Source organism: Mycobacterium sp. NGS34 (assembly GCF_059812845.1).
In genome coordinates this window covers 150245-169267 of record NZ_JCALDM010000002.1, presented here as the reverse complement: position 1 = coordinate 169267, position 19023 = coordinate 150245, and the positions used below count along the sequence as shown (strand labels likewise).

Genomic DNA, 19023 nt, shown 5'->3' with positions numbered 1-19023 from the left:
TGCGGCGTTCTATGGTGGCAGCGCAATGGCCCTCCATCTCCACCGCGCCGAACGCACCGACTCACTCGCCGATGCTCTCGGCGCCCTGCTGGCCGACCCCCAGGCCGATCCGTTCGCCGAGGAGCTGGTGCTGGTGCCCGCGCGTGGTGTGGAGCGCTGGCTTTCTCAGCGGCTGTCGCACGTGCTCGGGTCCGGGGCCGCCGGCGGCGACGGGGTGTGCGCCGGGGTGGCGTTCCGCAGCCCGGCGTCGTTGACCGCCGAAATCACCCGCACGGTCGACGAGGACCCGTGGTCGCCGGAGGCGATGACGTGGCCGCTGCTGGAGGTCATCGACTGCAGCCTCGACGAGCCGTGGTGTGCAACGCTGGCAACACATTTGGGCCACTTCCACACCGGCGAGGAGTCGGAGCTGCGCCGGGCCCGGCGGTATGCGACGGCGCGCCGGCTGGCGGGGCTGTTCGCCTCCTACGCGCGGCAGCGCCCGCACCTGCTCACCGACTGGCTGGACGGCAACGCGGGGGACCTCGACGAGGACCTGCTCTGGCAGCCGGAACTGTGGCGGGCGCTGGTCGGGCGCGTGCAGGCCGACCCCCCGCACGTGCGCCACCGCAAGACCGTCGAGCGGCTGCGGGACGGGCCGAGCGACCTGCCGCAGCGGCTGTCGCTGTTCGGGCACACCCGCCTGGCGTGCACCGACGTGCAGTTGCTCGACGCTCTGGCGACCCACCACGACCTGCACCTGTGGCTGCCGCACCCCAGCGACGGGCTGTGGCGGGCGCTGGCCGGCGTCCGCGGCGCGATTCCCCGCCGCGCGGACGTCAGCCACCGCGACGTGAGGCATCCGCTGCTGGCGACGCTCGGGCGAGACCTGCGCGAGCTGCAGCGCGGCCTGCCGGCGGATCCGCGCACCGACGAATACCTGCCCGGCCGGCCGCGTCCCGACACGCTGCTCGGCTGGCTGCAGTCCGACATCGCGGCCAATGCCGTTCGGCGCCAAGGGCGCACGGTCGCGGCGGACGACCGCTCCGTCCAGATACACAGCTGCCACGGCGCGGCCCGTCAGGTCGACGTGCTGCGCGAGGTGCTGCTCGGCCTCCTGCAGGACGACCCCACACTGGAGCCGCGCGACATCCTGGTGATGTGTCCGGACATCGAGACCTACGCGCCGCTGATCGTCGCCGACTTCGGGCTCGGCGACGTGGTGCACGGCGCGCATCCGGCCCACCGCTTGCGGGTGCGGCTCGCCGACCGCTCGCCGATCCAGACCAACCCCCTGCTCGGCGTGGCCGCGCAGCTGCTCGCGCTGGCGGGCAGCCGGGTGACCGCCAGCGAGGTGCTGGACTTCGCCGAGGCCGCGCCCGTGCGCGCCTGCTTCGGTTTCACCGACGACGACCTGGAGGCCATCACCCGTTGGGTGCGGCAGGCGAACATCCGGTGGGGCTTCGACCAGGAGCACCGGCGGCCGTATCACGTCGACTTCGTCCACAACACTTGGCGTTTCGGCATCGACCGGGTGCTGACCGGCGTCGCGATGTCCGACGACTCGCACGCCTGGATCGACGCCACCCTCCCCCTCGACGACGTCAGCAGCAACCGCGTCCAATTGGCCGGGCAGTTGGCCGAATTCGTCTGCCGGCTGCAACATGTCGTCGACTCGCTCAGCGGCGCGCGGCCGCTGCGCGAGTGGCTGGCCGCCCTGACCGAGGGCATCGCCCTGCTGGCGCGCGTCGACGATGCGGACCTGTGGCAGACCAGCCAGCTGCAGCGTGAGTTCGCCCAGGTGCTGGCCGACGCCGGCCCGCGCGCTGAGACCGAGTTGCGGCTGCCCGACGTCCGCGCGCTGCTCGACCGGCACCTCGCCGGGCGCCCCACCCGGGCCAACTTCCGCACCGGCACGCTGACGGTATGCACGATGGTGCCGATGCGTTCGGTGCCGCACCGGGTGGTGTGCCTGGTGGGGCTCGACGACGGTGTGTTCCCCCGCGTGGGCGTCGTCGACGGCGACGACGTGCTGGCCCGCAACCCGATGACCGGTGAACGCGACATCCGTTCGGAGGACCGGCAATTGCTGCTCGACGCCATCGGCGCGGCCACCGAGAAACTGGTGATCACCTACACCGGCGCCAACGAGTACTCCGGCCAGCCGCGCCCGCCGGCGGTGCCGCTGGCTGAACTGCTGGACACCCTCGATGAGACCGTGCCGGGCGGCGTCCGCGAGCGCGTCCTCGTCGAGCATCCGTTGCAGCCGTTCGATATTCGCAACGTCACGCCCGGCGAGCTGGTGCCGAAGGTTCCGTTCAGCTTCGACCCGACCGTGCTGCGGGCGGCGAGGGTGGCCGGCGGCGAGCGCGGCGAGCGTCCCGACTTCATCTCCGGGCCGTTGCCGCCAGCGCCCGCCGACGACGTGATCCTCGCCGACCTCGTCGACTTCTTCAAGGACCCGGTGAAGGGCTTCTTCCGCGCCCTGGAATTCACGCTGCCCCGCGACGTCGACGGCGTGCAGGACGCCATGCCCGTGGACCTCAACGCGCTCGAGGAGTGGACGGTCGGCGACCGGATGCTGGGCGACATCCTGCGCGGCATGACGCCCGATGAGGCGCGGCAGGCCGAGTGGCGCCGCGGCACCCTGCCGCCCGGCCAGCTGGGGTGGCGCAAAGCGACCGAGATCCGCGATCAGGCCACGGTGCTCGCCAAGGAGGCGCTGCGGCTGCGGCGGGCGGAGCCTCGGGCCTACGACGTGGACATCCAAGACATCGAGCTCGGCTGCGGGCGACGGCTCACGGGCACGGTGTCGCCGGTGTACGGCGACCGGCTGGTGTCGGTCACCTATTCCAGGCTGGACGGCAAGCACCTGCTCGAGTCGTGGATTCCGTTGCTGGCGTTGACCGCTCGTGACCCGGGCCACGACTGGTCGGCGGTGTGCATCGGCCGCGCCAAGCGGGGCACCGCCCCGCGGGCGGAGGGGCTAAGGCGGCCGCCGGACCCCGCCCACGAAGCCGTCCGGCTGTTGCGCGAGCTGGTGGCGATCTACGACGCCGGGCGCCGGGAGCCGATTCCGTTGCCCGTCAAGACATCCTATGCCTGGGCGGCCGCCCGGCATTGCGGTGACGATCCCGTCCGCGAGGCGGAATTCCGGTGGAAATCCGGCAACTATCCCGGCGAGAACGAGGCCCCCGCCCACGTGCGGGCCTGGGGCCGCAACGCGCGCCTGCAGGACCTGATGCGGCCTCCGCGGCCCGGTGAGGAGTGCGACGGCGAGGACACCCGACTCGGCGCCTACGCCGCCCGGGTCTGGCTGCCGATGCTGCGCGCCGAGAGCAGGCCGGGCTAGATGGAGCGCTTCGATTTGCTCGGCCCGCTGCCCGCCGATCGCTCCACGACGGTGCTGGAGGCCAGCGCGGGCACCGGCAAGACCTTCGCGCTGGCCGGCCTGGTGACCCGCTACCTCGCCGAGGGCGCGGCGACGCTCGACCAGATGCTGCTCATCACCTTCGGCCGGGCCGCCAGCCAGGAGCTGCGCGAGCGGGTGCGCTGCCAAATCGTCGACGCCGTAGCCGCTTTCGACGGCGACGCCGAGGCCAATGAATTGGTGGCCCACCTGCTGGACGGCACCGACGACGAGCGCAAGCTGCGCCGGCAGCGCCTCCGTGACGCGCTGGCCGGATTCGACGCGGCGACCATCGCGACCACCCACCAGTTCTGCCAGCTGGTGTTGCGCTCGCTCGGGGTGGCCGGCGACACCGCCGCCAGCGTGACCCTGATCGAGAGCCTCGACGAGCTCGTCACCGAGATCGTCGACGACTTGTATCTGGCCCACTTCGGTCAGCAGCGGGACGATCCGCTGCTGACCTACCGCGATGCGCTGCGCCTGGCGCGCGAGGTGGCCAACAACCCGTCGGCGCAGCTGCGGCCGCTCGATCCCGCCCCCGGATCGCGGGCGGCGGTGTGCGTGGGATTCGCGAAACATGTTCTTGCCGAGCTGGATACCCGCAAGCGGCAACTGGGGGTGCTGAGCTATGACGACCTGCTGAGCCGGCTGGCGGACGCGCTGGCCACCGACGATTCGCCCGCCCGCGTGCGCATGCATCAACGCTGGCCGATCGTGATGGTCGACGAGTTCCAGGACACCGACCCGGTGCAGTGGCAGGTCATCGACCGCGCGTTCAGCGGGCGCTCCACCGTCGTCCTGATCGGCGACCCGAAGCAGGCCATCTACGCGTTCCGCGGCGGCGACATCGACACGTACCTGCGCGCGGCCGAAACCGCGGGCCAGAAGAAGACGCTGGGCACCAACTGGCGCAGCGACGCCGCGCTGGTCGAACGCCTGCAGGTGGTGCTGCGCGGCGCCCAGCTCGGCGATCCCGCGATCGTGGTGAACGAGGTCGACGCGCACCATCGGGGTCACCGGCTGGCCGGCGGCCCCCACAACGATCCGTTCCGGTTGCGGGTGGTGCCGCGAACGGCGTTGGGGCGCAGGAGTTTGGCGAACCTGCCGATCGAGGAGCTGCGGCGCCACATCGGTGCCGACCTGGCCGCCGACATCCGCGCCCTGCTCGCCGCCGGAGCGACCTTCGCCGGTGAGCCGCTGCAGGCCCGCGACATCGCCGTGATCGTGGAAAGGCACAAGGACGCCAGCGCATGCTTTCGGGCACTGTGCGACGCGGGCATCCCGGCGGTGTACACCGGCGACTCCGACGTCTTCACCTCCGATGCGGCCGAGGATTGGCTCTGCCTGCTGGAGGCCTTCGATCAACCGCACCGGCCCGGCATGGTCCGCGCCGCGGCGGCGACGATGTTCTTCGGCGAGACCGCCGAATCGCTGGCAGCCGGCGGTGATGCGCTGACCGACCGGGTGGCGGAAACGTTGCGGGAGTGGGCGGGTCATGCCCGCGAGCGCGGTGTCGCGGCGATCTTCGAGGCCGCGCAACTGCGGGGCATGGGCGATCGGGTGTTGTCCTGGCAGGGCGGCGAGCGCCACCTGACCGACCTGGCACACATCACGCAGCTGCTGGGAGATGTGGCGCACCGCGAGCACTACAGCCTGCCCGCGCTGCGCGACTGGCTGCGCCGCCAGCGCGACGAACGCAGCGGCTCGACCGAACGCAACCGGCGGCTGGACAGCGACGCGGCCGCCGTTCAGATCATGACGGTCTACGTGAGCAAGGGGCTGCAGTACCCGATCGTGTACCTGCCGTTCGCATTCAACCGCAGCGTGCCGAAACGCGACATCGTGCTGTTCCACGACGACCGGTTGCGCTGCCTGCACGTCGGCGGCAGCGACAGCCCCGACTTCGCGACCGTCGAGAGGCTGGGACGCGCGGAGGACGCCGGCGACGCCAGCCGGCTGACCTACGTCGCGATGACCCGCGCGCAGTCGCAGGTGGTGGCGTGGTGGTCGCCGGCCTTCGACGAACCAAACGGCGGCCTGTCCCGGCTGCTGCGCGGCCGCCGCCCGGGAGAGGCGTTCGTGCCGGACCGCTGCGAGCCCGCGAAGATCTCCGATGACGACGCGCTGGCCCGGCTGCGCGAATGGGAGGCCGCGGGCGGCCCGGTGATCGAGGAGTCGGTGATGGCCCCGGCCTTGCCCTCGATGCCGCCCGAGCCGGTGCCGCCGAACCTAAACAACCGGCACTTCCACCGCAGCATCGACACCGGCTGGCGACGCACCTCCTACTCCGGTCTCATCCGGATGGCCGAGCCCACCGGGGTAAGCAGCGAGCCCGAGGTCACCGAGCTGGACGACGAATCCGGCGCAGTCCCGTTGACCCAGAACGCATCCGGGCCGCAGCTGCCCTCGCCGATGGCCGACCTGCCGATGGGCGCGAAGTTCGGCACCCTGGTGCACGCGGTGCTGGAGACCGCCGACCCGCTGGCCGCCGATCTGGCGGCCGAGTTGGAGTCGCACATCCGGAGGCACTCGGTATGGTGGCCGGTCGACGTGGCGGCCGAGGCGCTGGCCGCGGCGCTGGTGCCGATGCACGACACCCCGCTGGGCCCGCTGGCCGGCGGTCTGACGCTGCGGCGGATCGGGCTGCGCGATCGCCTGCGGGAGATGGACTTTGAGTTTCCGCTGGCCGGCGGCGATCTGCGTGCGACGGCACCCGAGCTTCTCCTGGCGGATATGGGCGCGTTGTTGCGCGAGCACTTGCCCGCCGACGACGCGCTGGCCTCGTACGCCGACCGGTTGGCGGGCCCGGCGCTGGGTGGCCAGTCGTTGCGCGGCTACCTGTCTGGCTCGGTCGACGCCGTGCTACGCATTCCCGACGGCGCGGGGCACCGCTATCTGGTGGTGGATTACAAGACCAACTGGCTGGGCGAGCCGGAGCGGCCGCTGACGTCGGCCGACTACGACCGGCGGCGGCTCATCGAGGCGATGCTGCACTCGGACTATCCGCTGCAGGCGCTGTTGTACAGTGTTGTGCTGCACCGGTTCTTGCGGTGGCGGGTGCCCGGCTACGATCCCGCGCAGCACCTCGGTGGTGTCCTGTACCTGTTCGTGCGCGGGATGTGCGGGGCGGACACGCCCGCCGTCAACGGGCATCCGTCCGGGGTGTTCAGCTGGCACCCGCCGTCTTCGTTGGTTACGGCGTTGTCGGATCTGCTCGACGCGGGGAGGGCGGTCGCGTGACGGTGGTGCAGGCGATCGCCGCCGAGGGATTGCTGCGGGCATTCGGTGACGCCGGCGTCTTCGAGGCGGCGGATGTCCATGTGGCGCAGCGGCTCACCGCGCTCGCCGGCGAGCCCGACGAGCGGGTGGCGCTGGCGATCGCGCTCGTGGTGCGCGCGCTGCGGGGCGGTTCGGTGTGCGTGGACCTGCGGGCGGTACAGGCGCAGCTCGGCACCGCCGGGCTGCCCTGGCCCGCCGCCGACGACTGGCTGGCCGCGGTGGGCGCCAGCCCGTTACTCGGATCGCCGCCGGCGCTGCGGCTGTTCGGGGACCTGCTCTACCTGGATCGGTACTGGCTCGAGGAGGAGCAGGTATGCGCCGATCTGTTGGCGCTCTCGGTGTCCGAGACAGCGGGCGACGTGCCCGCCCTGCAGCGGCTCTTCCCTCACCCGGAGTATGACGAGCAACGCGCGGCCGCCGAAATCGCGCTGTCGCAAGCGGTTACGGTGCTCACCGGGGGGCCCGGTACCGGCAAGACCACCACGGTGGCGCGGCTGCTGGCGCTGCTGGTCGGCCAGGCCGAACTCGCCGGTGCCCCGCGACCCCGGATCGCGCTGGCCGCACCGACCGGCAAGGCCGCGGCGCGGCTGGCCGAGGCGGTGGCCGCCGAGGTCGAGAAGCTCGATGCGGCGGACCGGGCGCGGCTCGCCGGCCTGCGGGCCACCACGCTGCACCGGCTGCTGGGCGCGCGGCCGGATACGTCGGTGCGGTTCAAGCACAATCGCGGCAACCGGCTGCCGCATGACGTCATCGTCGTCGACGAGACGTCGATGGTGTCGTTGACCATGATGGCCCGGCTGCTGGAGGCCGTGCGCCCCGACGCGCGGCTGATCGTGGTGGGCGATCCCGACCAGCTCGCCTCGGTGGAAGCCGGCGCGGTGCTCGCGGACCTCGTGGAGGGGCTCGCCGCCCGTCACGACATCCGGGTGGCCGCCCTGCGCACGCCCCACCGATTCGGCGAGTCGATCGGCGCGTTGGCCGAGGCGATCCGCACCGGCGACGACGACCGGGTGGTGGCGCTGCTGGTTGCGGGCGGGGAGCACATCGAGTGGATCGACTCCGACCGCCCGGCCGACCGGTTGCGCCGGGTGCTGGTTTCCCACGCGCTGCGCGTGCGGGAGGCCGCGGTGCTCGGGGCCGCCGGTGCGGCGTTGGCGACGCTCGACGAGCACCGGCTGTTGTGCGCGCACCGCCGCGGCCCGTACGGGGTGTCGCACTGGAACCGGAAGGTGGAGCGCTGGCTCTCCGAGGAGACGGGCCAGCCGGCGTTCGCGGCGTGGTACGCCGGCCGCCCATTGTTGGTGACGGCCAACGACTATGGGCTCAAGGTCTACAACGGCGACACCGGCGTCGTGGTCGCCGGCGAGGATGGGCTGCGGGCCGTCATCGCCGGCGCCGCCGGGCCGCTGGACTTCTCCCCCAGCCGGCTGGCGGACATCGAGACCATGCACGCGATGACGATCCACAAGAGCCAGGGCAGCCAGGCCGCCGAGGTGACGGTGCTGATGCCGCCCGAGGATTCGCGGTTGCTGACCCGTGAGCTGTTCTATACCGCGGTGACCCGTGCTAAGGCGAAGGTCCGGGTGGTCGGTTCGGAGGCGTCGGTGCGCGCCGCGATCGGACGGCGGGCGGTGCGGGCGAGCGGGCTGCGTCAGCGGCTGCAGGCGGCGCGCTGATCCTGGTGCCGCGCGACGTCAACTTGCCGTGGAAATGAGCACCGCAACGTCACACCTCGTCCTCCAGAGAGCGCACGTCCTCGGAAGTCACGACCGTCCCAAGACTCACCAACGGCAGTCCCGTCCTCGAATCCCTGGTGATCGTGGAAGTGTTGCCGGCTCCGAGGCCGCGCCGGATGAGGTCGGCGACAGTCTCGCTCAGCGTGCGGTGCGTATCCCGTGCAATCGCCAGCGCCAGCTGATGCAGGTCGTCGGGCAGATCAATAGTGGTGCGGAGCTGGCCAAGCAGTTTCCGTCCTCGGCCGGGAACGTACCCGATCCCGACGACCCCGAGATCGCCGCGGCCCTCAACGAATTCATCCGCGACTACGAGGCCAACTGGCTCGACACGTCCCTTCCCGCGCTTGACGGCCGCACCCCGCGGCAGGCCGCCGACGACCCCACCCGTCGCGGCGACCTGATCAAACTTCTGGACTCGTTTCCCGCCGACGCGGCCGGTCGCGGCGGGATGGACGCGGATCGGCTGCGCGCCGCGCTTGGTCTGCGCTAGCCGAGGGGATGGTGTCATCCGGCTCGGCCGGCTGAACATTCGACGGGTGGCGAACGTCCACGAGGTCGCTGATGATCTGAAAGTCACCGGTGTGGTGGGTGAGGAGCGGCACCCGGTGAATGTTTGCGGTGGCGGCGATTACGAGATCGATTGAGCGGCGCCGCGGCTGGCCGCCCCGATTCCTCACGGCGGCCGATAGCCGACCCCATTCTCGAGCTATCTCGGCCGTGATCGGAATCGGGTCAAACGCGGATTCGATTGCGCCCAGCCGCGCCGTGCGAGAGGCCCGTTCGTCATCGTCGCCGGCGACAAGGACGCCAAAGTGGAGCTCGGCGATCGAGGCAACGCTAATCGCGGCCTCGACGTTTGGTGCTGGTTCGTCCCCGATCAGGACCGAGGTATCCAGGACTGCGCGCATCCGCTACACGAAGGGGTCGACGATCGAAGCGGGGAACCGCTCAAGTTCTGCGCCAAGCGTTTTCGGGGCCGGGGCGCGCCAGACCGCGCGCAGTGCCGGCCCGCTCACCCATCGCTTCTGCCCGGTGGGACCGAGCTGCGCTACCGGCCGGCCCGCAACCGTGATCGTGATCTCCTCGCCCGCTTCTGCCCGGCGCAGCACCTCGCCGACGTTATTGCGAAGTTCCTTCTGGGGAATGGTCGCCATCAATCCATGGTAGCAGAACTGCTACCATGGATTGCGGCGAGCTCACCTCCGGTGCGGAAGAATCGCGGTCACCATGGTCGACAGATCCCCACCTTTATCCCGGCGCCGCCACATCGCGCGGCTCGCGGTGTTCGCCGCCTTCCTGGCCGCGATGTTCTACCTGGTGGCCGTGGCGCGGGTCATCGACATCGACGAGATCCGGCGCGCGGTCGCGGCGACGGGCCCGGCGGCGCCGCTGGCCTACGTCGTGGTGTCGGCGGTCCTTGGCACCCTGTTCGTGCCGGGCTCGATCCTGGCGGCGGGCAGCGGGATGCTGTTCGGACCGCTGCTGGGGGTCTTCGTGACGCTGGGCGCGGCGGTGGGCACGGCGACGGTCGCGAGTCTTGTCGGCCGCCGGGCCGGGCGGGACAGCGCGCGAGCCCTGCTGGGCCGGCAGCGCGCCGACCGCATCGACGCGCTGATCGAGCGGCGCGGGCTGTGGGCGGTCGTGGGTCAGCGATTCGTCCCGGGCATCTCCGATGCGCTTGCCTCCTACGCGTTCGGGGCTTTCGGCGTTCCGTTGTGGCAGATGGCGGTCGGCTCGCTGATCGGTTCGGCGCCAAGGGCATTCGCCTACACCGCGCTGGGCGCCTCCATCAGGCACCTGTCGTCGCCGCTGGCCTACGCGGCGATCGCGGTGTGGTGCGTGAGCGCCATCGTCGGCGCGTTCGCGGCGCGGCACGGCTTTCGGAAATGGCGCGCACAGGCGCGGGGCGGGGCCGCCGAGACGCCGTAGGCGTTTCAGCCCGCGGGTCCGAGCATCTGCTTCCATCCCTCGTCGCCGATATTGGTCGAATTCGCAACGGAATACACCACTCCGTCGGGCCCGACGACCTTGCCGCTTCGCACGTCGTAAAGCGCCGCGGGGAGCGCGCCCGGGGTGTAGAAGCACGGGTTGGGCTGCTGCCCGATGCACTGGACCGTGCCCGAGCCCGGGCGCTGCAGCGGATCGCTGACCGGCGGCGGGGTGCCCGGGAGCTGGTCGGCGGGCAGCGGGTTGAGGCCGTTGTCGACCGACGGCGCGGGTATCACCTGACCCGGTTTCACCGGTTGGTCGCAGCGCGCGGCCGGTGCCGGGCAGGTGAGGATCTGGTTGGGGTCCCCGTACCAGGGGTTGGTGCCCAGCGGCACGTACGGCTCGGTGCTGCGGCACTCGCGCGGGGTCGCCGCCCGCTTGCCGGGCGTGTCCACGCACGGGTAATTACGCGCTCCGCGAACCACATTCGTCGCGTCCATGGGGATCTTGCAGTAGGTGCCGGCCGGTAGCGGCGCGCCGCTGGTGTCGGCCGGCGCGCGCCACTCCGACGCGGACAGGAAGCCGGTCAGGCACGGCGGCGGCTGGTTGAGCGCGATCGCGCCGACGCCGAGCGCCGCCTGGCCGGGCGAGTTCGCGGTCACCGACTGGGCGATGGCACCCGACTGCGGCAAGAACACCAACGCCTGCTCGACGCCGTTGTGATAGCGCTTGAGCATGTCGATCACGACCTCGAGATTGGCCAGCGTCTGCGGCAGCGCCTCCCGCACGTCGCCGAACGTGGCGTTCACCTGCTCGGCGGTCGGCGCCGCATTGGCCAGGATGCGCCGCACCGCCGGATCCTGCTGTGCGGCCTGCGCGGTCAGGGTGTTCAGGTTGGCGGCCCACCGCCGGATCGTGTCGGCGGAATTGGCCTGGCTGTCGATGACTGGCGCCGAACGCGCGATGATGTCGTCGACGTCGCCGATGCTGCCCCGGAAGTCGTGGGCGATCGCCTGGGTGGCGTCCACCAGCCGCTGCAGCGACGGTCCCAACCCACCCAGGGCCTGTGAGGCCTCGTAGAGGACCGAGGCGACCTTCTCCCTGGGCAGCACCGCCAACGCGCGGTTCGCGGCGTCGAGCGCCGGGCCGATCTGGCTGGGGACGGTGCTTTTGGTGATCGTCTGCCCGTTTCGCAGGTACGGCCCGCGGTTGGCGGTCGACACCAGGTCGATGTACTGCTCGCCGATCGCGGAGACGGAGTGCACGTTGGCCGACGCGTCGGCCGGTATCTGGTAGCGGTTGTCGACGCTCATGGTCGCCCGGGCCCCGCGCGCGGTCGGTTCGACGCCGGTGACCTTGCCGATGGTGATGCCCCGGTACGTGACGTTGGCGGTGCGATACAGCCCGCCGGATTGCGGCAATTCGGCGTAGACGGTGTAGCGGCCGACGCCGGCGAGGCTGGGCAGCCGCAGGTAGTACAGCCCGAGGACGAGGACGGCGGCCACCGCCACCCCCGCCAACACGGCCAGCTGCGTTCTGACGACGCGGGGCAACATCTTTCATTCGCCCCTTTCCACCAGCGGCCCCCCGGGGGCGTCGTTGGGGTTGGGCGTGTAGCGCACGTCCGGGATCATGGTGTTCGGGTCCCGTCCCCACGCCTGCTCGAGCGCGCGCAATGCCCCGGAAAACCCGGTTCCGCTGAGCATCGCGTTGTCGAGGCTGGACAGCGTCAGGTCGAGCACGGGCGACAGGTTGACGTAGTCACCGCGGATCACCTGGGTGATGTGGTCGATGTTGAACGGCGCCGTGAGGCCCAGTTTCAGCGCTCCGACCACGTAGGGCGAAGCCAGGCCGAGCTGGCTGAGCGGCCGCTGCAGCGACTGCAGGTTCCGGTTGAGGTTGGGGCGGGCATCGGCCAGCGCCCGGTTGGCGACGTCGCTGAACCGGCCGAGGGATTCGGTGGCGTCGGCGAACAGATTGCGGGTGTCGGCGAAATGCTGGATCAGCGGCGGGATCTCGGTGAGTACCCGGTCCAGCGTGTCGTCGCGGTTGGCGACGATGGTCAGCAGCTGATTGGTCGAATCGATCGCCCGGATGAGGTCGTCGCGTTGGCGGTTCAGCTCGGCGACGAATGCGTCCAGCCGCGTGAGCAATTCGCGAACCTGGCCGGCGTGGCCGTCGAGGATGTTGACCACCTCGGTCTGGATCGCGTCGAGGTTGGCCAGGCCGCCGCCGTTGAGGATGACCGCGACGCTCGCCAGCGTGCGCTCGACGGTGGGGTAGGCCGAGGAGTTCTTCAGGGCGATGGTGTCGCCGCTCCGCAAGGGCTGCGCCGACGGGTTTTTCGGCGCGGCAAGCTCGACGTGCTGGGTGCCGAGCAGGCTCGTCTGGCCGATCTTGGCGGTCGCGTTCGCCGGCAGCCGCACGCCCGGATCGAGGTCGAGCGTCAGGGTGGCGATCCAGTTCTTCAGCGCGATGGCGCGCACGGTTCCTACCCACACGTCGGCGACCCGCACCCGGCTGTTGGTGTTGAGCGCCAGCGTGTCCGGCATTTGCACGTAGATGGTCATCCGATTGGCGCCGGTGCCGCGCCCGACCGGCAGCGGCACGTTGGCGATGCCCTGCCAGGTGCACGAGGTCAGCACCACGGGCACCAGCAGCAGGGCGAGCAGCAACACCAGCCCGCGGCGAAGCGCGCTCACCGTCCCGGCCCCGACTCGTCGTAGGCGTTGGGCGGTCCGGGCAGATTGGTTCCGGGCGGCGGCGGCCCGGCGTCGGGGCCGCCCATCAGCTCGGCAAGCGATTCGGGGGTCAGCATGTCGGCGGTCAACGGCTGCACCCGGGTGCCCTGCATCCCCGGCGCGACGACCCAGCCCGGTTCGTGGTTGCCATGCGAAAACGGGGTGTCGCGCGAGAAGATTCCGGGGACGGTGGTGTCCTTGTATCCGGGCGGCGGACGCAGCCGCTCCTCGGAATACGCCACCTCCTTGGGCAGGGTGGCCGCCGAGTTGAACGGGTTCAGGCCGACCGGCAGGTAGTTGAACTTGATGGCGTCCAGAACGGGCGCCAGATACTGCGCGCACAGCTCGGCGGAGTCCTGGTAGCCCAGCCGGCTGCCGGCCTGGATCGCACTGCAGATGAACTGAATCGGGTTGGCGAAGTTGGTGAACTCGAACAAGCCCACCAGCGAGCTGTGCGCGGGGTGGTACAGGTTGTTGAAGTTGCCGGCGAAGGTGGGCAGCACGTGCAGCGCGGTCTCCAGGCCGTCCCGCGCTTCGGGTTGCAGGAGTGTGGTGGTCGCGTCCGCGAGGTTGTTGACGTCGTGGCTCAGCGCGGACCTGTTGTCGTTCACGAACTTTCGGGCGGTGGTGAGCACGTCGTCGAGGTGGGTGACCGTGTCGGTCACGTCGTGGTCGGATTTGGTGAACCAGCCGGTGAACTCGGCGAGGTCGTCGTTGAGCGCGACGAACTGTTGGTCGTTCTGGTACAGCGCGGTGACGAACTGGGCCAGGCTTCGCGTTATCGCGACGAAGTCGCCCCGGCCCTCGTTGAGCGCGGTCAGTGCCCGCGACAAGCTGTTCAGGGTTTCGTTGACCTGCTTGCCTTTTCCGGACAGGTTGTCCGCGGCCGATTCGATGATGTCGCCGAACGGTCCCTTCGGTTGCTGGGGTGTCGGGCCGAGCTGACGCAGGATGCCGTTGATGGAATCGCGCAGCTGGTCCCACTCGACGGGCACCCGGGTGCGCTCGATCGGGATGACGTCGCCGTCGCGCAGCGTCGGTCCGTCCGTATAGGGCGGTGACAGCTGGATGGTGCGCGAGGCGACCAGGCTGGGGTTCAGGATCGAGGCGGTCGCCGTGGCGGGCACCTTGAATTCGTTGCTGTAGTGCAACGTGACTCGCATCCTGTCGCCGTCCGGCTCGATCTTGTCGATCGAGCCGACGCGCACGCCCATGATCTGAACTTTGTCGCCCGGGTACAGCGCGAGGGTCTCGGGGAAGTACGCGACGACGGTCGTGTTGGTCAGCCTGCGGTAGAGCTGCGTCCCGGCGACGGCGGCGATGAACACGAAGACCGCCGCCAGCGCCGCGACCACGATCACCCGCCCGGACACCTGCGGCAGTCGCAGGTTGCGGACGTCGAAGATGGTGCTCATCGGTCCCCCGTCCCGTGGGTGCGCGCGCCGGGTGGTGCGTGCGTCGGAAGCGGCGCCGGGGTGCCGGGGACGGCCGGCGGGGTCTGCCCCGGCCGGCCGGCGCTCGGGATGCCGGGTGCGGGCGGTGGGCCGTCGGGGTTCGGTGGCGACGTCGCAACGTCCAGCGGCGCCGGGAACCCGCCGGCGACGGGCCCGAACGGGCCCTGCTCGGAAAGCGCGCACGGCAAGGGGTTTCCGGGCCGCGGCGGGCTGTCGGCGGCCGGGGCGTACGAACACGGCGATCCCGGCGGGACGGCCGGTTGCGGATGGTCCGGCGTGCCCTCCAGCACTTGCGGCGCCGGCGGCGGGGCGCCGTTGGGGAACCGCCCGCCGTTGGGGTCGGGCCAGCGGAACTCCGGCAGGCCGGCTCCGCGCCAGAAGTTCTCCGGGTCGATGCCCCGCTTCTCGAATGCGGCGTCCACCCACGGCTGCAGGATCTGGTAGGGCAGCAGGTTCGCCACGATCGCCTTGAAGTAGGGCCCGGACGCGACGGCCTCGGTCAGGGACGCGGTGTATCGGCTGAGCAGCACCAGCACATCGGCCAATTCCTTTTTCCGCTTCACCAATTCGTCGCTGACGGTGCCCAATTGCTCCAGCACGCGATGGGCGTTGGGGTTTTCGTTGATCAGGGCGGACACCTGGGTCGACACGGCCGACACGTTGCTCAGCAGGATGCTCAGCGCCTGGCTGCGCTGCCGGAACGCGCCCAGCAGGGTCTTGGCGTTGACCAGCAACCCGTCGACCTGCCGGCTGCGGTCGCCGAGCACGCGGGTGAGCTTGCCGGCGTTGGCCAGCAGTTGCTTGAGCTGATCGTCGCGCCTGCCGACGGTGTCGGAGAACTTGGCCACCCCGTCAAGGGCGGCGCTCAGGTGCGGCGCGGTCTGATCGAACGTCTCGGACAAGACGTTCAGCGACCGTTTGACGGCGTCAATGTCCCAGTCGGTCGCGGCCTTCGTGACGTCGACGAATGCGTCGTAGATCTGATAGGGCGTGGTCGTCTGCCCCGACGGGATAACGTCGTTGGGCCGCAACGGATCCGCCCCGCGGTTTTCGATCGCCATGTTCTTGCGGCCGAGCAGGGTGTCGGTGCGGATCGCGGCGCGGCTCTGCCGCCCGATCGTCCGGCCGGGCATCGAGAAGCCCACCAGGACCCGGTTGCCGTGGATCGCCAGCGAGCGCACCAGGCCGACGTTCACCCCGGCGATCTCGACCTTGTCGCCGGCGCTGATGCCGCCGGTGTCGGCGAATTGGGCGTAGTAGGTGGGCGTGGCGAACAGCATCGGCACGCTGGTAAAGCTTTGTCCCACACCGACGGCCAGCAGCGTGACCAGCGCGCCCGTCAGGCCGACTCGGGTGCGGTTGAACTCCGTCAGCGTTCTCATTGCGGCGTGCACCTCCCGGTGGGCTGGCCGAAGAGCTTGATGGTGCGCACCGGACCGCCGGGCTGTAATCCGTTGACCTTGATCGCGATATCGCACAGGTAGAAGTTGTAGAAGTCGCCGTAGATGCCACCGGCGCGGCCGATGACGCGAAACGCGTTCGGCAGCTTGGCCAGCACGCCGTCCAGGGTGGGCAGGTCGTTGATGAGCGGTTGCTGGATGCCCTCGAGGCGCTCGAGGGTGCCGTGCAGCAACGGCCGGTCCTCACCCAGCAGGTCGGCCAGGGTTCCGGCCGCGTCGCTGATGTGCGCCGCCGCCGCGGCCAGCGGGTCGGCCCGGTTTTTCAGCCCGGTGATCAACAGGTCCAAGTTGTCGACCGTCCGGTCGAAGTCCTTCTGATGCTTGACGGTGGTGGCGAGCACGGTGTTGAGGTTGGTGACGACCTCGCCGATCGCCTTGTCGCGGTCGGCCAGCGCCGCGGTCAGCGCGGCGGTCTGGTCGAGGATGTCGTTGATGGTGGCGCCCTGGCCCTGGAACACGGTGATGATCGACTGCGCGATGCTGTTCACCTTGTTCGGGTCCAACGCCTTGAAAAGCGGGCGGAACCCGCCGATCAGCGCGTCGAGATCCAACGCGGGCTGGGTGTGCTCGAGTGGGATCGTGCCCCCGGGCGCCAGCCGCTGCCCGCTGTCGCCGTGTTTGAGCTCCAGGTAACGGTCGCCGATCAGGTTGAGGTAGCGGATCGACGCGGTCGTGGCCCGATCGAGCGGCAGCGAGCGATCCACGTTGAACTCCACCAGCACTCGCGCGTCCCGGTCGATCAGCGTCACCTTGGAGACCTTGCCGACCTCGACCCCCGACGCGCGGACGAACTGCCCGGCTCGAAGCCCGCTCGCGTCGGTGAACACCGCGGAGTACCCGGTGGTGTGGCCGAAGCGCACCTGGCCGAACACGATGATGATCATCACGGTGAACATCGCCAGCACCAACCAGAAGGCGCCGAGTTTGACCGCTGTGCCAGTGGTTCTCATGGGTTGATCGTGTTCTCCCCGTATTGGCGGCCCCAGACGTATTCGGTGGCCAGCGGCTGGCCGGGCTCGAGGTGGTTGTAGGGCACCAGGCTGGCACCGGTGTCCATCACCAGATACGGGGCCGGCCACAGGTCCCGGGTGATCTTCTGCCAGCAGCCCGGCCGGCCCCCGGGTCCGCCGCGGGCGTTCACCCGGGGCAGGTTGTCCGGATAGACGTACGGGTTCGGCGCCCCGATGAGCGAGCCGGCGGCCGACAGCGAATAGCCGTTGCCGCCGGCCGCTTTGGCGACTTCGGGCGCGGCGTCGTGAAAATTGCGGATGGTGCAGAACATTTCGGGGCTGTAGGTGTCCAGCAGTTCGGCGGTGGGCACCAGGTCGGCGGCCCCGCGCGCCAGGTACGGCCCGCCCTTGGCGAAGACCTCCTCGCCGGTGCGGCCCACGCCCACCGCCGCCAGCAGCGCGGCGTCCAGGTCGCCCTGCTGCCTGGTCAGCGTGCGCGCGATGGTCACCGCGTTGCGCAGGAAGTCCCACAGATCCGGTGAGGCGCCGCTGTACACGTCGGCCAGGTCCGCCAACCGGCGCACGTCGTAGCGGATCTGCGGCATCCGTGGGTTCAGTTGCGCCAGAATCTCGTTGCCGTTGACGATCGACTGGCCGAACTTGGACCCGAGGCCGTCCAGCGCCTGCGCCAGCGCGGACAGCGTCGCGTTCAGTTCGATCGGATCGACCTTCTCGGAGATCGACGTCACCGTCTCGAACAGCGTGTTGAATTCGGTGGTGACCGACCGCACGTCGATCACGTCGTGCGGCGAGATGCGCCGCGGCGCCGGGTCCTCCGGCGAGGTCAGCGACACGTACTTGTTGCCGAACAGGGTGGCCGCCTCGATGTTGGCCACCACGTTGGCCGGAATCAGGTTGAGGTAGCGCGGATTCACGTCCAACATCAGCTTGGCCGCCGGCCGGCCGTCGCGCTCGATCTCCGAGATGTGCGACACCCGGCCGATCTCCACCCCGTTGTAGGTGACCTTCGATCCCGTTTCCATCACCAGCCCGGCCCGCGAGGCCACCATCGTCAGCTGGGTCTTGGGCGTGAAGTCGCCCCGAAACTGCAAGTACACCAACGCAAGAACCAGCCCGCAGGCCGCCAGCAGGATCACACCCTCGACGTACACCCACGCCCGTCGGTTCTTCCGCGTCGCCGGCGCCGTCATCGCCGTCACACCGTGAGGTTGAAGTTGGGGTCGACGCCGTAAAGCGCCAACTGGGCCAGTAGGACGACGACCACCACCGAGACCAATGAGAATCGCATCGAGCGGCCCACGGCCTGGCCGACGCCGACCGGGCCGCCGCTGGCGGTGTAGCCGTAGTAGCAGTGGGTGATCATCACGACCACCGCGATGATGACGACCTCGAGAACCGACCAGCCCACGTCCTCGGGCCGCAGGAAGGTGCGGAAGTAGTGCTCGTAGGTGCCGTTCGACTGGCCGTAGAACACCGTCGTGACGACCTGACCCGACGTGAACGCCATGTCGAGCGCCAGCGCGTAGAGCGGCACGATCACCGCCAGCCCGCCCAGAATCCGGGTGGAGACCAGGAACGAGATCGACTTGATGCCCATGACTTCCAGGGCGTCGATCTCCTCGCTGATCCGCATGGCGCCCAGCTGGGCGGTGGCGCCGGCGCCGACCGTGGCGGCCAGCGTGACCCCGGCGACGATGGGCGCGGCGATTCGGGTGTTCGCCAGTGCGGCAAAGAATCCGGTGAACGCCTCGACGCCGATGTTGCCCAGCGACGCGAAGCCCTGGATGGCGATCAGCGAACCGCCGGACAGGGTGACGAAGCCGATGATCGCGACGGTGCCGCCGACGACGGCCATCGCGCCGGTGCCCATGCCGATCTCGGCGATGAGCCGCAGCGTCTCCCGCCGATAGTGGCGCAACGCCCACCCGATCTCCCCGACGCTGATCCGGGTGAACCTCGCGAAAATCCCTATCTGCCAGAGCCTTCGAGTCGCGCCGCCGCCGTAGCGGTTGAGGTTGGCGGCGGTCCGCGGGTAGCGGGACCGGAACACCGCGGCACTCGACAC

At 70.2% G+C, this 19023-nt stretch carries 13 protein-coding genes and 2 pseudogenes; 5 read left to right on the top strand and 10 right to left on the bottom strand.

All coding sequences use genetic code 11. From position 1 onward, the window contains the following. Window positions 1–25: 25 nt before the first annotated feature. Genes recC through recD form a run of 3 tightly spaced genes read left to right on the top strand, consistent with a single transcriptional unit; the run spans window position 26 to window position 8343 of the window. Window positions 26–3331: an exodeoxyribonuclease V subunit gamma gene (recC, locus tag AC5Y7V_RS05675; RefSeq protein ID WP_499879078.1), complete on the top strand. Its 3306-nt coding sequence runs from the start codon at window positions 26–28 to the stop codon at window positions 3329–3331. Then, complete coding sequence (gene recB, locus AC5Y7V_RS05670; protein WP_499879077.1) at window positions 3332–6628, top strand: exodeoxyribonuclease V subunit beta; 3297 nt, start codon at window positions 3332–3334, stop codon at window positions 6626–6628. Between the two features lie 2 nt (window positions 6629–6630). After that, a complete protein-coding gene (gene recD, locus AC5Y7V_RS05665) occupies window positions 6631–8343 on the top strand; it encodes an exodeoxyribonuclease V subunit alpha (protein ID WP_499879623.1) in 1713 nt (570 codons plus the stop codon). A gap of 49 nt (window positions 8344–8392) precedes the next feature. Here the strand turns inward: recD and AC5Y7V_RS05660 are convergent, their stop codons facing one another. Beyond that, on the bottom strand, window positions 8393–8632 hold the full coding sequence (locus tag AC5Y7V_RS05660; protein WP_499879622.1) for an antitoxin: 240 nt from the start codon (window positions 8630–8632) through the stop codon (window positions 8393–8395). Between AC5Y7V_RS05660 and AC5Y7V_RS05655 the strand changes: the two are divergent. Continuing rightward, window positions 8615–8893: pseudogene (locus AC5Y7V_RS05655) on the top strand (hypothetical protein); the annotation flags it as partial. The gene AC5Y7V_RS05660 and the pseudogene AC5Y7V_RS05655 sit on opposite strands and share 18 nt — an antisense overlap. Window positions 8894–9047: 154 nt before the next feature. Here AC5Y7V_RS05655 and AC5Y7V_RS05650 read toward each other — a convergent pair. After that, window positions 9048–9311 (bottom strand): annotated as a pseudogene (locus AC5Y7V_RS05650) (PIN domain-containing protein); the annotation flags it as partial. 3 nt (window positions 9312–9314) lie between these two features. Next, window positions 9315–9557, bottom strand: coding sequence for a type II toxin-antitoxin system Phd/YefM family antitoxin (locus AC5Y7V_RS05645; RefSeq protein ID WP_499879076.1), 243 nt, complete (start codon window positions 9555–9557; stop codon window positions 9315–9317). Window positions 9558–9630: 73 nt separating this feature from the next. Here AC5Y7V_RS05645 and AC5Y7V_RS05640 point away from each other — a divergent pair, with 73 nt between their 5' ends. After that, window positions 9631–10332 carry a TVP38/TMEM64 family protein gene (locus AC5Y7V_RS05640; RefSeq protein ID WP_499879075.1) on the top strand — a complete coding sequence of 234 codons (702 nt, stop codon included), beginning with the start codon at window positions 9631–9633 and terminating at the stop codon, window positions 10330–10332. Between the two features lie 5 nt (window positions 10333–10337). Here the strand turns inward: AC5Y7V_RS05640 and AC5Y7V_RS05635 are convergent, their stop codons facing one another. The 7 genes from AC5Y7V_RS05635 to AC5Y7V_RS05605 are packed head-to-tail and all read right to left on the bottom strand — an operon-like array spanning window position 10338 to window position 19023. Beyond that, the gene (locus tag AC5Y7V_RS05635) at window positions 10338–11888 is read right to left on the bottom strand and encodes an MCE family protein (RefSeq protein ID WP_499879074.1); all 1551 of its coding nucleotides are present in this window, start codon (window positions 11886–11888) and stop codon (window positions 10338–10340) included. Between the two features lie 3 nt (window positions 11889–11891). Continuing rightward, window positions 11892–13034, bottom strand: coding sequence for a virulence factor Mce family protein (locus AC5Y7V_RS05630; RefSeq protein WP_499879073.1), 1143 nt, complete (start codon window positions 13032–13034; stop codon window positions 11892–11894). After that, complete coding sequence (locus tag AC5Y7V_RS05625) at window positions 13031–14488, bottom strand: virulence factor Mce family protein (RefSeq protein WP_499879072.1); 1458 nt, start codon at window positions 14486–14488, stop codon at window positions 13031–13033. Before AC5Y7V_RS05625 ends, AC5Y7V_RS05630 begins: the two co-directional genes overlap by 4 nt. Further along, window positions 14485–15909, bottom strand: a complete 1425-nt coding sequence (locus AC5Y7V_RS05620; protein WP_499879071.1) for a virulence factor Mce family protein — start codon at window positions 15907–15909, stop codon at window positions 14485–14487. Before AC5Y7V_RS05620 ends, AC5Y7V_RS05625 begins: the two co-directional genes overlap by 4 nt. Next, a complete protein-coding gene (locus AC5Y7V_RS05615) occupies window positions 15906–16937 on the bottom strand; it encodes an MCE family protein (RefSeq protein WP_499879070.1) in 1032 nt (343 codons plus the stop codon). The genes AC5Y7V_RS05620 and AC5Y7V_RS05615 overlap by 4 nt, the downstream gene beginning before the upstream one ends. Next, entirely contained in the window at window positions 16934–18148 is a 1215-nt protein-coding gene (locus tag AC5Y7V_RS05610; protein ID WP_499879621.1) for an MCE family protein, read from the bottom strand. Before AC5Y7V_RS05610 ends, AC5Y7V_RS05615 begins: the two co-directional genes overlap by 4 nt. A 5-nt stretch (window positions 18149–18153) precedes the next feature. Continuing rightward, complete coding sequence (locus AC5Y7V_RS05605) at window positions 18154–19023, bottom strand: ABC transporter permease (protein WP_499879069.1); 870 nt, start codon at window positions 19021–19023, stop codon at window positions 18154–18156.

What these genes read in the sequence shown, in the direction of transcription:
- AC5Y7V_RS05640 (WP_499879075.1), top strand. Translation starts at nt 9,631, where the DNA reads ATGGTCGACAGATCCCCACCTTTATCCCGGCGCCGCCACATCGCGCGG.
- recC (WP_499879078.1), top strand. Translation starts at nt 26, where the DNA reads ATGGCCCTCCATCTCCACCGCGCCGAACGCACCGACTCACTCGCCGAT.
- AC5Y7V_RS05620 (WP_499879071.1), bottom strand. Translation starts at nt 15,909, where the DNA reads ATGAGAACGCTGACGGAGTTCAACCGCACCCGAGTCGGCCTGACGGGC.
- AC5Y7V_RS05610 (WP_499879621.1), bottom strand. Translation starts at nt 18,148, where the DNA reads ATGACGGCGCCGGCGACGCGGAAGAACCGACGGGCGTGGGTGTACGTC.
- AC5Y7V_RS05625 (WP_499879072.1), bottom strand. Translation starts at nt 14,488, where the DNA reads ATGAGCACCATCTTCGACGTCCGCAACCTGCGACTGCCGCAGGTGTCC.
- AC5Y7V_RS05635 (WP_499879074.1), bottom strand. Translation starts at nt 11,888, where the DNA reads ATGTTGCCCCGCGTCGTCAGAACGCAGCTGGCCGTGTTGGCGGGGGTG.
- AC5Y7V_RS05645 (WP_499879076.1), bottom strand. Translation starts at nt 9,557, where the DNA reads ATGGCGACCATTCCCCAGAAGGAACTTCGCAATAACGTCGGCGAGGTG.
- AC5Y7V_RS05615 (WP_499879070.1), bottom strand. Translation starts at nt 16,937, where the DNA reads ATGAGAACCACTGGCACAGCGGTCAAACTCGGCGCCTTCTGGTTGGTG.
- recB (WP_499879077.1), top strand. Translation starts at nt 3,332, where the DNA reads ATGGAGCGCTTCGATTTGCTCGGCCCGCTGCCCGCCGATCGCTCCACG.